Below are 12625 nucleotides of genomic sequence, written 5' to 3' on the forward strand. Positions count from 1 at the left end.
GCCGGGGCAGAAACCAATAAGTGAGCGCTCGCTTACTAAATCAAAGGTGGGGAGTACGGCGTCGATTTCTGCCTGTGCGACCTGTAGTTGCGGCCATAATAGCGGCTGCGGGAGATCTTCAGCCCGGTGCATCTGGTCGCGCGGATAGGCCAGGGCGACATAGCGCTGCACCATCAGAGGAAACGCGGCTTTGTCCAATATCCGCACATCGTTAAGCAAGCCATAACGCATTTCGCCGCGCCAACCGGTACGCGTTGGCACCTTGGCAAAGAAAGGCACCAGCGCGGATTTAAACGAGTTCGGTAGCACATAGGCACGATCGTAGCCTTGCTCGCGCAGCGACACCCCTAAACGCCGACGTTCGCCCAACGCCAGCGCCCCGTGCCCGAGTGGCATCGCCAGCGCCTGACGCACTTCCGGCATGCGGTCCAACAGTGGGCGGCACCAGGCCGGTGCCATGACATCAATCTGTGCATCCGGGTATTGTGCTTTGAGCGAACGATACAGGCTGTGGGACATCATCATGTCACCCACCCACGATGGACCAATCACCAGGATTTTCATAGCGTTTATCTTTTATGTTCTGTTGCTTGGCGGCCAGAAAAATGCCATTGAAGGAGGCCATCCGGTGCCTGCTGCTTACCGGGAACGTGCGGCCATACCTGTGTGCGGCCGCACATTGTCGTGGCATTTACGCGGAGCGGTTTAGCCAGGTCAGGTAGTCGCTGACACCTTCAGCCACCGTTTTGAACGGCTTGTCATAGCCCGCCGCGCGCAGTTTGGTCAAATCGGCCTGCGTGAAAGCCTGGTAACGGCCTTTCAGTTTTTCAGGGAAAGGAATGTATTCCACCTGGCCTTTCTGGTGGAAATCCAACACGGCATCGGCCACGGCCTGGAACGACTCGGCACGGCCTGTGCCACAGTTGAAAATACCGGAAACACCGTGCTGCCAGAACCACAGGTTAACCGCAGCCACATCACCAACGTAAATGAAGTCACGTTGGAAATTTTCGCTGCCGGAGAACAGTTTCGGATTTTCGCCCTGATTGATCTGATTATTCAGATGAAACGCGACGCTCGCCATACTGCCTTTGTGCCCTTCGCGCGGGCCGTAGACGTTGAAGTAGCGGAAGCCGCAAATCTGCGAATCTGCCTGCGGCAGAATATCGCGCACGTACTGGTCGAACAGGAATTTGGAATAGCCGTAAACGTTCAGCGGCTGTTCGTATTGACGTTCTTCAATAAAATCGCTGGTGCGCCCGCCGTACGTGGCCGCGGAAGAGGCATACAAGAACGGGATGCTACGTTCCAGACAGTAGTGCAGCACGTCTTTCGAGTACTGATAGTTATTGTCCATCATGTACTTGCCGTCCCACTCCGTGGTGGAAGAGCATGCACCTTCATGGAAGATGGCATCAATATCGCCCAGATCGTCGCCTGCAACGATACTGGCGATGAAGTCTTCCTTGTCCATGTAATCGGTAATGTCCAGATCGACCAGATTGACAAACTTGGTGCCGTCTTTCAGGTTATCCACCACCAAAATGTCTCGATAACCGATGTCATTCAATGATTTAACAATGTTGCTGCCGATAAAACCGGCTCCGCCTGTGACGATGATCATGGGAGTAACCCTTGTAAATCTCGTGGGTGAAGCACCACGCTCCACACTATTTATGACTGCTATCATAACATTTCGTTGCACGACAGACAGTACACCATTTTGCGCTGCCGCAAGGTTTTACCGAGGCGGTGTGGCGGCATGTCGTGACCGCGCCAGCATTTTTTAGATTCTGTGGCGTTATCTTGTCACCGCGCTAAACAGGATTGATTAAGCTGAATACGGGCTTATACCAAGGAGTGACACCATGCCTGCATCGTTTTATCAGCGTCTGTCCGCTCAACTGATGGCGGCGCGAACCGACGGTCTGTTTAAAGAAGAAAGGATTATCACCACGGCGCAACGTGCGGATATCGAGGTGGCCGACAGCGGCCCTTTGCTGAATTTCTGCGCCAACAACTATCTCGGGCTGGCTGATCACCCAACCCTGATTGCGGCAGCGAAAGCGGGGTTGGACAGCCACGGGTTTGGCATGGCGTCCGTGCGTTTTATTTGCGGTACGCAAGACATCCATAAAACGCTGGAGAATAAGCTGGCGGATTTCCTCGGCATGGAAGATGCCATCCTCTATTCCTCTTGTTTCGACGCGAACGGCGGCCTGTTCGAAACCCTGCTGGGCGACGACGATGCCATCATCTCTGATGCGCTGAATCATGCCTCGATCATTGATGGCATCCGGTTGTGTAAAGCGCGTCGCTATCGCTATGACAATAACGATATGCAGCAGTTGGAAGCACAGTTGCAAAAGGCAAAAGCGGAAGGCGCTCGCACGCTGATGGTGGCGACCGACGGCGTCTTTTCAATGGATGGCGTGATTGCCAACCTGAAAGGTATTTGTGATGTAGCAGAGCGTTATGGTGCGCTGGTGATGGTGGATGACTCGCATGCGGTAGGGTTTGTCGGCAAGCAAGGGCGAGGTTCCCATGAATACTGCGATGTCATGGGACGCGTCGATATTCTGACCGGCACGTTGGGCAAAGCGCTGGGCGGCGCGTCTGGTGGCTATGTTGCCGCGCGCAAACCGGTGATTGATTGGCTGCGCCAACGCTCCCGTCCTTACCTGTTTTCCAACTCGCTGGCCCCTGCGATTGTTACGGCCTCCATTGCTGTGTTGGCGTTGCTGGCACAGGGTGATGCACTGCGTGAACAACTGTGGAAAAACGCCGCGCTGTTTCGCAAGCTGATGACAGCCGCTGGATTTACGCTGGCAGGTGCCGATCACGCCATTATCCCGGTGATGCTGGGCGATGCGCGATTGGCGCAAGATTTTGCGTTGGCCATGCAGCGTGAAGGGATATACGTCACCGGTTTCTTCTATCCCGTGGTGCCGCAAGGGCAAGCGCGCATTCGCACACAGATGTCGGCTGCGCACACCACAGAGCAGATAGAGCATGCCGTGGCTGCCTTTATCCGGGTTGGAAAACGCCTTGGGGTCGTCAGCTAATGGAGGGAAACGTATGAAAGCACTCGCCAAACTGAAGTCGGAACCCGGTATCTGGATGATAGATGCACCGTTGCCAGAGGTGGGTCACAACGACATCATGATCAAGATCCGCAAAACCGCGATTTGCGGTACTGATGTGCATATATACAACTGGGATAGCTGGTCGCAGAGGACCATTCCGGTTCCCATGATCGTCGGGCATGAATATGTGGGTGAAATCGTTGCCATTGGTCAGGAGGTCAGTGGCTTTCTGATTGGCGATCGCGTGGCGGGTGAGGGGCATATTACCTGCGGTTTTTGCCGTAATTGCCGCGCGGGGCGGCGTCACCTTTGCCGTAACGCCATCGGCGTTGGCGTGAATCGTCCCGGTGCTTTTGCCGAATATCTGGTGATTCCGGCGTTTAATGCATTTCCTATTCCCGATGGCATCCCTGATGAACTGGCCGCTATTTTCGACCCTTTTGGCAATGCCGTGCACACCGCGCTGTCGTTCGATATGGTCGGTGAGGATGTGCTGATTTCTGGCGCGGGCCCGATAGGCATTATGGCGGCGGCAGTGTGCCGCCACGTTGGGGCACGCCATGTGGTGATCACCGACGTTAATGAATATCGACTGGAACTTGCGCGCAAAATGGGTGTAACGCGTGCGGTGAATGTGGCGCAAGAGACGCTGGCGGATGTCATGTTGTCGCTGGGAATGCGTGAAGGGTTTGATGTAGGACTGGAAATGTCCGGCGCGCCAGCGGCGATGCACGCGTTGTTGCACGCCATGAACCACGGTGGGAGGGTGTCGCTGCTTGGTATCCCGCCAGAGCCGATGATGGTTGATTGGAATGAGGTGATTTTCAAGGGGCTGACGATCAAGGGAATCTACGGGCGGGAGATGTTCGAGACCTGGTACAAAATGGCGTCATTAATCCAATCTGGCCTCGATTTAACGCCGATTATCACGCATCACTTCCCAATAGATGACTTTCAGCAGGGCTTTGATGTGATGCGCTCAGGGCAATCTGGCAAAGTGATTTTGCACTGGGATTAACGGTATCGTAGCGCGCCCGAGGCCAAGGCGCGCTACGCCTTTATTTTTCCCCGGATGTTACCCAAGTGCGCCAGCGCTGCTCAATAAAATGAACGGGCGCACTGTCACGTAAGCTTTCCCCGATCAGCCTAAAGAAGACGTCGTTACCCACCGGCGCTAGTAGCTGCTTGATGGTACACAGTTGCGGTTTGCGGAACGGTTTGCGTGTCGGCTGCACAGGGCGAGGTTCATAAGGCAGCGTCTGGTAGTGCACCGGCTCATTCAGCAACTGACTGGGGCGCACCAGAACGATATCGGCATCCAACGTGGGCAACATCTGTTGCAGCACTTTGATAGTCGTGGGGTGCGGGTGACCGATGGCAATGGCAGAGCCGGTACGGCGCGCCAGTTGCACCGCACGATTGAACTGGGTACGAATATCCGCCTCATTCTGCGTATCGTCTAAAAAGACCTTACGTTTGATCACCTTGACGTGTGTGCCCGCCGCCGCCGGAATGGATTGGCTGCTGCCGATAGTCATGCTGTCGAGAAAGTAGAGCTGGTAAGCATTGAGAGCCTGCATCACCTTTTGCATACCGGATAGGCTGGAGGTCATAGCGCTGCCCATATGGTTATTTAACCCGACCGCGTAAGGGACGTTATTTACCGCCTGACGGATAATGCGTTCGATCTCTTCACTGCTCATCTCCGGGCGCAGTGTGTCTTTCTCGAGAGGCTGTTTTCCCATCGGCGCCATCGGCAGGTGGATCAATATCTCACGCCCTTGCTGGTGGGCCTTTACTGCCATGTCACGGGCATAGGGCGCGTTAGGCAACACGGCAATAGAGATGGCGGTTGGCATCGCCAGTATCTGATTTTCGTTGTGGGGCCGATAGCCGAAATCATCAATCACGATCGACAGCTTTCCCGCCATCGCCCATGAACTACATGCCAATAACAAGGTGAAGAGAAGCGGACGGCGTACTTTCCGTAACATCGGTATCAGCAAAATAGTTTCCCTGTTATTTCCCTAACCAAGGTTGTGGGTTGACGGCCTGACCTTGACGGCGGATTTCAAAATAGAGTGCAGGCTGACTTTGACCACCGCTGGTGCCTACCAGTGCGATCGGTTGTCCGGCTTTCACCTGTGCGCCGACCGACACCAGTGCGCTCTGGTTATAGCCATACAGGCTCATGTCGCCCTTGCCGTGCTGCAACACCACAACCAATCCATAGCCTTGCAGCCAATCCGCCATCAGCACGGTGCCATCGGCAATGGCTTTAACATCGGTGCCTTCTGGTGCCGCGATCACCAATCCCTTCCAGCGCAATTCGCCCTGCAATGGCTCGCCAAAACGGTGTTCAACCCGCCCTCTCACTGGCCAGATAGCCTGACCCGCGGGTTGACCCAACCCACCAGTGCGCGCCATAAGTGAACGCTCACTTTCTGAGGGTTGGTAACGGTTGCCGCTGCGCTTGGCTTGTTCTTCACGTTCACGCACCTTGGCCGCCTCACGCGCTTCGCGTTCGGCTCGCGCTTTGGCTTCGCGCTCAGCGCGGGCAATCTGGTCGCGCAGGCGTACTTCATTCTGTCGTAATTCTGTCAGTTGCTGCTGATCTTTTTCCAGCGAACTTTCCAGCGTGGAGAGGGTTTGTTTACGTTCACCCCGCGCTTGCTCCAACGCCTTTTGCTGCGTTTGCTGCTCGCCGAGCAGCGTTTTTTGCGTGGCTTGTTTCTGCTCTACCTGCCGTTTCTGCGCGGCGAGTTCGGTGCGGGTGTGTTGCAACTCAGCGATGTTTTGCTGGCGGGCTTCATTCAGATAACCAAAGTAGGCCAAAATGCGCTCGCTGCGCTGGCTCTCTTCTCCGCTGAGAATCAGTTGCAAGCCGTTGTGTTGGCCCTGACGAAAGGCGGCGTCTAATTGGCGTGCCAGCAACGCTTCCTGCTGCTTTCTTTGGTTTTCGAGTTTGGTGATGGAGGTTGCCAACGCTTTAAGCTCTTCGCTAAGTGTGGCAAGCGTTCCTGTGGTGTCACGCAGTTGGCGACTGGCCCGGGCGATGGATTGCTCTTGCTGTTGCAACTGGTTGAGCAGCGTGCTGCGTTGTTGTTTCTGCTCTTGAACGCGTTTTTCCTTTTCCGCGATATCCTGTTGCAGTGTCTTGAGCTGTTGCTGATTATCGGCAGCGAGCCCGAGCGTCGGCCACGCAAAAGCCCCAACGCAAACCGCGCTGATACCTATCGCGAGCAGCGCATGCAGCGGCGATTTGCCGAAGCGTGAACCCTGAGCAGGCACACTGCATGGTACTTGTGGCGAGACCACTGACGCTTTCTTATTCATAACGTGGGATTATTTCACGATGGGCAGCCCCTGACCAGTCATCCTACCGCGCTTTTCTCGCTCCGATAATGAAAGAGCATGTTGCAGAGGTGCGCATCTTGGGTAAGGTTTACACAGGATGAACTGCATCAAGCATAGATAAAAAGGGTGCAATACGCATAAAATGGCACAACCGTTAGCGGCGGTCGCTACGATTTTTCTGATTCATGCCACAGATAGAGTTACAGTTTAGCGGCTTACTGGTTGTTACAGGCTGTAATTACTGTACCGCATAGGTATACTCAGAAACCTTGATTTTTGTTGATTAACTGATTCGGGAGCTGTTACCCCCCATGCAAGAAATTATGTCGTTCGTAAGCAGGCATCCGATTATGAGTATCGGCTGGGTTGCACTGTTGGTTGCCGTTATTGTCATGACCGTGAAAAGTAAGCTTTCCAAGGTGAAAGAGATCGCGCGTGGCGAAGCCATTCAACTTATCAATAAAGAAGAAGCGGTTATCGTTGATTTGCGCAACCGTGATGATTTCCGTCGTGGCCACATTGCCAACGCCATCAACCTGCTGCCTAACGACATTAAGAATGGCAGTCTGGGCGAGTTGGAGAAACACAAAGCACGCCCTGTGATTGTCGTTTGCGTGAACGGTATCAGCTCGCGTGAATCCGCTGACAACTTGATGAAAGCCGGTTTTGAACGCGTGTCTGTTCTGAAAGATGGCCTGTCTGGCTGGAGCGGTGAGAATCTTCCGCTGGTGCAGGGCAAGTAAGCGCGATGGCGTAAGCCGAATGTCTTTAAAGCATGCCGTAAAGGTATGCTAGGTTGTAACCAGGCGCAGGTTCCCTGCGCGCATTGTTCGATTTTAAATGCACACATTGGCGTCCGCAGCCACACGATGAATGCGGCGCATTAAAAACGTTAACATTAAAGGTATTAGCCAACATGTCCGAACAAAACTCCGCCGAAATGACTTTTCAGATTCAACGTATTTACACCAAGGATGTCTCCTTTGAAGCGCCGAATGCTCCTCAGGTGTTTCAACAGGATTGGCAACCGGAAGTTAAACTGGATCTGGATACGGCGTCCAGCCAACTGGCGGAAGACGTGTATGAAGTTGTGCTGCGCGTAACGGTAACCTCGACGCTGGGCGAAAATACCGCGTTCCTGTGTGAAGTACAGCAAGCGGGTATTTTCACCGTTGGCGGCCTGGAAGGCACGCAACTGGCACATTGCCTGGGCGCTTACTGCCCGAACATTCTGTTCCCGTATGCGCGTGAATGTGTGACCAGCATGGTGACACGCGGTACATTCCCGCAGTTGAATCTGGCGCCGGTGAACTTCGATGCGCTGTTCATGAACTATCTGCAACAGCAAACGGAAGGGCAGCCCGCAGAAGGTGAAAACGGTGCTCAGCACCTGGATGCCTGATGAGCACTGCTAATGCTTCCATGACAGTGATCGGTGCCGGTTCATACGGCACCGCTCTGGCGATTACGCTGGCCCGCAATGGTCATTCCGTGGTGTTGTGGGGACACGATCCCGCGCACATACAGACGTTGCAGGCAGCCCGGTGTAACCAGGCGTTCCTGCCGGATGTGCCTTTCCCCGATACGCTGCACCTCGAGTCTGATTTAGCGCAGGCGCTGGCGGCGAGCCGCGATATTTTGGTGGTGGTGCCGAGCCATGTGTTTGGCGACGTGCTGCGTCAGCTAAAACCGCTGCTGCGTGCCGATGCACGCTTGGTGTGGGCGACAAAAGGGCTGGAGGCAGAAACCGGACGTTTGCTGCAGGATGTGGCGCGGGAAGCATTAGGTGAAGAGATTCCTCTGGCGGTGATTTCTGGCCCGACGTTCGCAAAAGAACTCGCGGCGGGATTACCCACCGCTATCGCGCTGGCTGCGACAGACAAAACGTTTTCAGACGATCTGCAAACGTTACTGCACTGTGGTAAGAGTTTTCGTGTCTACAGCAACCCCGATCTTATCGGCGTTCAGCTTGGCGGCGCGGTAAAAAATGTGATTGCTATTGGCGCTGGCATGTCCGATGGCATTGGCTTTGGTGCCAATGCGCGCACGGCGCTTATCACGCGTGGGCTGGCGGAAATGACGCGGCTTGGCGTGGCGCTTGGGGCCGATCCCGCTACGTTTATGGGGATGGCAGGGCTGGGCGATCTGGTGCTGACCTGTACCGATAACCAATCCCGTAACCGCCGCTTTGGCATGATGCTGGGCCAGGGGCTGGATGTACAAAGCGCTCAGGACCAGATTGGTCAGGTGGTGGAAGGTTATCGCAACACCAAAGAGGTGCTGGCGTTAGCGCAGCGTCATGGGGTAGAAATGCCCATCAGTGAACAACTGTGGCAGGTTTTATACTGTGGCAAGGCCGCGCGCGAAGCGGCGCTTACCCTGCTTGGTAGAACGCGCAAAGACGAAAGCGAGCGCGAATAATATAACGTTGTCCTTGAGGCCAACGGCGACGCTGGTCTTCTGGCGTTTTTTGGCTTTTATATCGTATGCTGGCGGCTACGCGCGTCTTTGGCGAGCGTGGCGGGCGATAACAATAAATGCAACGTGTCAGCGCATCGCAATGAACGGTGCGGCAGGGGAGTGAAGGCAATGTCGACTGATGAATTGGAATTGGTGTGGGCAAATATCAAAGCAGAAGGCCGGTCGCTGGCTGACTGCGAACCGATGTTGGCCAGCTTTTTTCATGCCACATTGCTGAAACATGAAAACCTGGGCAGCGCATTGAGTTATATGCTGGCAAACAAGTTGGCAAATTCCATCATGCCAGCGATCGCCATTCGCGAAGTGGTGGAAGAGGCTTACCGTGCTGACCCGCAGATGATTCTGTCGGCCGCGTGCGATATTCGCGCAGTGTGTCAGCGTGACCCGGCAGTAGATAAATACTCTACGCCGCTGCTTTATCTAAAAGGCTTTCATGCGCTTCAGGCCTACCGAATTGGTCATTGGCTCTGGTATCAGGGGCGTAAAGCGCTGGCCATTTATTTCCAGAACCAGATTTCGGTGTCGTTTGGCGTCGATATTCACCCGGCTGCGACCATCGGCTGTGGGATCATGCTCGATCATGCTACCGGGATCGTGATCGGCGAGACGGCGGTGGTGGAAAATGACGTGTCTATCCTGCAATCTGTCACCTTGGGCGGGACCGGGAAAACCAGTGGTGATCGCCATCCCAAGATTCGTGAAGGGGTCATGATCGGCGCGGGTGCCAAGATCCTCGGTAATATTGAAGTTGGGCGCGGCGCAAAAATTGGCGCCGGTTCCGTGGTGTTGCAGCCGGTTCCAGCACATACCACAGCGGCGGGTGTGCCAGCACGCATTGTGGGGCGTCCGGAAAGCGACAAACCCGCGATGGACATGGATCAATACTTCAACGGGATCAATCGGGGATTTGAATACGGCGATGGGATTTGAGTTTTTCCTATTGTAAGCCATTTTTTAAACGATTTTCCCGACTTATAGCGCATGCTATCGGAATATTCAGCTGGGCTAGGATATTTTCTTATAAGAAATATCTCAAATGCTGCCGCTTCACCGACAATTACACGCAATATGACGTGTGAATCCGTCATAATACCGCTTTGGACAGGCTTTCCCCATGGCCTGTTTTCCTAAACCAGACTTTCCCTGTCATGTGACAGTTCAGGTCTCGCAGCAACATTGATGGTTTACGAGAAGCAAAGATGTATCTGATGCGTGTGATGTTTATCCTTTTCCCTTTTCTGTTCTCGCTTCCTTCCCTCGCAGCCTCAACGGATTCCGCCGTGGACATGTCGAAGGAGGCTGTGCAGAGCAATGGGCAGGGCAGTTGGTGGCAAAAAGCCAAATTTAATCTGTCAGAAACCTGGTCGAACTCGTCAAGTCAGGAACTCTATATCCCGGCTATCACCTGGCATAACCGCTGGACTTACGACAAAGAGAAAACCGACAAGTACAATGAACGCCCTTGGGGGGCTGGCTATGGCGTGTCGCGTCTGGATGCCGACGGTGATTGGCACGGCCTATACCTGATGGCGTTTAAGGACTCCTTCAACAAATGGGAGCCGATCGGCGGTTACGGTTTTGAGAAACGCTGGACGCCTACCACGAATCCGGATTTCCAATTGGGTGCGGGCTTCACCGCTGGCGTTACTATGCGGGATAACTGGCACTATATCCCGATTCCGGTGCTATTGCCGCTGGTCTCGGTGAACTATCAGCGCCTTTCCTTTCAGGCAACCTACATCCCCGGTACCTACAACAACGGTAACGTCTTTTTTGCCTGGTTGCGCTGGCAAATCTGATTGTTTGTATATAAACCAAATGTAAACCGCATTGGTCGAGGATTATGCAGCCAATGCGGTACAATGGCCCCTTATCGTTTTTTGCTAGGGTGTCAGCGTGTTATTACTGGTCATTACCACCATTCTGTGGGCATTTTCATTTAGCCTGATTGGCGAATATTTGGCGGGACAGGTTGATAGCTGGTTCTCTGCCATGTTTCGTTTAGTGCTGGCCGCCGTGGTTTTTCTGCCATTTCTGCGCTGGCGAGGTTATTCAGCCAAAGTATTGGGTCTGTATCTGCTGATCGGCGTGATCCAACTGGGCGTGATGTACCTGCTGCTGTTCCGTAGTTATCTCTATCTCGATGTGCCGACCCTGCTGCTGTTTTCCGTAATGACGCCGCTGTACGTTACGTTGATTTACGATGTGATCAGCGGGCGGCACTTGCGTTGGGGCTATGCCTGTAGCGCGTTGCTGGCAGTATTAGGGGCCGTCGTCATCCACTATCATGGCGTCAGTGCGCATTTTTGGCATGGTTTTCTGCTGATTCAAGCTGCCAATATTTGCTTCGCTGCAGGGCAAGTGGGCTATAAGCGCCTGATGGAACTGCACCCGATGCCGCAGCACAGTGCGTTTTCCTGGTTTTATCTGGGGGCGGGATTGGTGACGCTGGTAGCGTGGGGACTGTTTGGCAACGTCACCAAGCTACCCACTGCGCCGATACAGTGGGGCGTGTTGGTTTTTCTGGGGGCGATTGTCTCCGGCCTGGGCTACTTCATGTGGAACTATGGTGCGACCAAGGTGGATGCGGGCACGCTGAGTATCATGAACAACTTTCACGTCCCTGCCGGACTACTGGTTAACTTCCTCTTCTGGCAGAAAACGCCCGACTGGGGGCGTTTTGCGCTGGGTTCGCTGATTATCCTTGCGGCCTTGTGGGTACACCAGCGCTGGGTCGTTCAGCATCCCGCACGAACGGCAGATGCGAACACGCGTGCTGGCGGGCAGAACGGATAAAGGCTTCAAGTACCGGCTGGCGCTGCTCTCCATCGCGTACCGCAGCGTACAGTCGGCTCCACAATCCCTCACCCAGCGTTTTGGTCACCACCAAGCCCTGACGTTCAAAGCTTTCAACCACCCAGTGCGGCAGTGCAGCAATACCCATGCGTGCCGCCACCATCTGAATCAGCAATAGGGTGTTATCCACGCTCTTTAGCGTTGGGCTGATGCCTGCCGGTTGCAGGAAATGACGCCAGATGTCCAGGCGCTGGCGCTGAACCGGATAGATCATCAGGATCTCATCGGCGAGATCCTCCGGTGAAATCGTCTCTTTGCTCGCTAATGCATGATCTGGCGCCAGCACTAGTCTCACTTCAAAATCAAACATCGGTGAATAGTGCAATCCACTGCGCGGCAAAATGTCCGATGTCATCACCAAATCCAATTCCCCCTGTTGCAGTGCCGGTTGGGGATCAAAGGTGACACCGGATTTGAAATCCATGTTCACCTGCGGCCACTGGCTGTGGAAATGCTCCAGAGCGGGCGTCAGCCACTGAATACAGCTATGGCACTCAATCGCCAGACGCAGCGTGGTCTGATGCGGCTCGTTGCAGGCCTGCAACGCCTGTTGAATCTGCGGCAACACCTGATCGGCCAATTGCAGCAGGATTTCCCCCTGAGGAGTAAAGCGCAGCGGTTGGCTCTTACGTACAAACAGCCGAAAACCAAGACGCTGCTCCAGCTCACTGAACTGGTGGGAAAGCGCCGATTGCGTCTGGTGAAGCTGCGCGGCGGCGGCGGCTAGCGAACCTGTGCCGCGCAGTGCTTGCAGTGTCCGTAAGTGTTTCAGTTCGATCATGAGAGTCCTTCACAATGACAGTGAATAATTTGCGCTTGTGCATTATACAGTACCTGTTGATTAT

The 12625-nt window shown here is 54.4% G+C and carries 13 protein-coding genes; 8 read left to right on the forward strand and 5 right to left on the reverse strand.

Annotation, left to right across the window (positions count from 1 at the left end; genetic code table 11):
* Window positions 1-564: lipopolysaccharide heptosyltransferase II (gene waaF, locus J5224_RS15725; protein WP_264626268.1), on the reverse strand; the 564-nt coding region annotated here is incomplete at its 3' end.
* 127 nt (window positions 565-691) lie between these two features.
* Window positions 692-1624 (reverse strand): ADP-glyceromanno-heptose 6-epimerase, encoded by a 933-nt coding sequence (gene rfaD / locus J5224_RS15730; RefSeq protein ID WP_264626269.1) that lies wholly within the window; start codon window positions 1622-1624, stop codon window positions 692-694.
* A 244-nt stretch (window positions 1625-1868) separates the two neighbouring features.
* On the opposite strand from rfaD, the gene J5224_RS15735 reads away from it, so the two are divergent.
* Together J5224_RS15735 and tdh are read left to right on the forward strand one after the other, a co-directional pair.
* Window positions 1869-3065, forward strand: a complete 1197-nt coding sequence (locus J5224_RS15735) for a glycine C-acetyltransferase (protein WP_264626270.1) — start codon at window positions 1869-1871, stop codon at window positions 3063-3065.
* Window positions 3066-3078: 13 nt separating this feature from the next.
* On the forward strand, window positions 3079-4104 hold the full coding sequence (tdh, locus tag J5224_RS15740; RefSeq protein ID WP_264626271.1) for an L-threonine 3-dehydrogenase: 1026 nt from the start codon (window positions 3079-3081) through the stop codon (window positions 4102-4104).
* A 40-nt stretch (window positions 4105-4144) separates the two neighbouring features.
* Here tdh and J5224_RS15745 read toward each other — a convergent pair whose 3' ends face one another.
* Together J5224_RS15745 and envC are read right to left on the reverse strand one after the other, a co-directional pair.
* Window positions 4145-5080, reverse strand: a complete 936-nt coding sequence (locus J5224_RS15745) for a divergent polysaccharide deacetylase family protein (RefSeq protein WP_413544683.1) — start codon at window positions 5078-5080, stop codon at window positions 4145-4147.
* 25 nt (window positions 5081-5105) lie between these two features.
* On the reverse strand, window positions 5106-6422 hold the full coding sequence (envC, locus tag J5224_RS15750; RefSeq protein ID WP_264626272.1) for a murein hydrolase activator EnvC: 1317 nt from the start codon (window positions 6420-6422) through the stop codon (window positions 5106-5108).
* Window positions 6423-6754: 332 nt separating this feature from the next.
* Here envC and J5224_RS15755 point away from each other — a divergent pair, with 332 nt between their 5' ends.
* The 6 genes from J5224_RS15755 to J5224_RS15780 all read left to right on the forward strand — a co-directional run bounded on the left by J5224_RS15755 (window position 6755) and on the right by J5224_RS15780 (window position 11720).
* A complete protein-coding gene (locus tag J5224_RS15755) occupies window positions 6755-7186 on the forward strand; it encodes a rhodanese-like domain-containing protein (protein WP_264626273.1) in 432 nt (143 codons plus the stop codon).
* 173 nt (window positions 7187-7359) lie between these two features.
* On the forward strand, window positions 7360-7845 hold the full coding sequence (gene secB, locus J5224_RS15760; RefSeq protein ID WP_264626274.1) for a protein-export chaperone SecB: 486 nt from the start codon (window positions 7360-7362) through the stop codon (window positions 7843-7845).
* Window positions 7845-8864, forward strand: a complete 1020-nt coding sequence (gene gpsA, locus J5224_RS15765) for an NAD(P)H-dependent glycerol-3-phosphate dehydrogenase (RefSeq protein ID WP_264626275.1) — start codon at window positions 7845-7847, stop codon at window positions 8862-8864. The genes secB and gpsA overlap by 1 nt, the downstream gene beginning before the upstream one ends.
* Window positions 8865-9032: 168 nt before the next feature.
* Window positions 9033-9854 (forward strand): serine O-acetyltransferase, encoded by an 822-nt coding sequence (gene cysE, locus J5224_RS15770; RefSeq protein ID WP_264626276.1) that lies wholly within the window; start codon window positions 9033-9035, stop codon window positions 9852-9854.
* 356 nt (window positions 9855-10210) lie between these two features.
* Window positions 10211-10723, forward strand: coding sequence for a lipid IV(A) palmitoyltransferase PagP (gene pagP, locus J5224_RS15775; RefSeq protein WP_264626308.1), 513 nt, complete (start codon window positions 10211-10213; stop codon window positions 10721-10723).
* 97 nt (window positions 10724-10820) lie between these two features.
* Window positions 10821-11720, forward strand: coding sequence for a carboxylate/amino acid/amine transporter (locus J5224_RS15780; RefSeq protein WP_264626277.1), 900 nt, complete (start codon window positions 10821-10823; stop codon window positions 11718-11720).
* On the opposite strand, the gene metR is transcribed toward J5224_RS15780, so the two are convergent.
* Complete coding sequence (metR, locus tag J5224_RS15785; RefSeq protein WP_264626278.1) at window positions 11623-12561, reverse strand: HTH-type transcriptional regulator MetR; 939 nt, start codon at window positions 12559-12561, stop codon at window positions 11623-11625. The genes J5224_RS15780 and metR overlap by 98 nt on opposite strands.
* Window positions 12562-12625: the final 64 nt, after the last annotated feature.

The sequence above is a fragment of the Candidatus Symbiopectobacterium sp. NZEC135 genome (assembly GCF_025962695.1).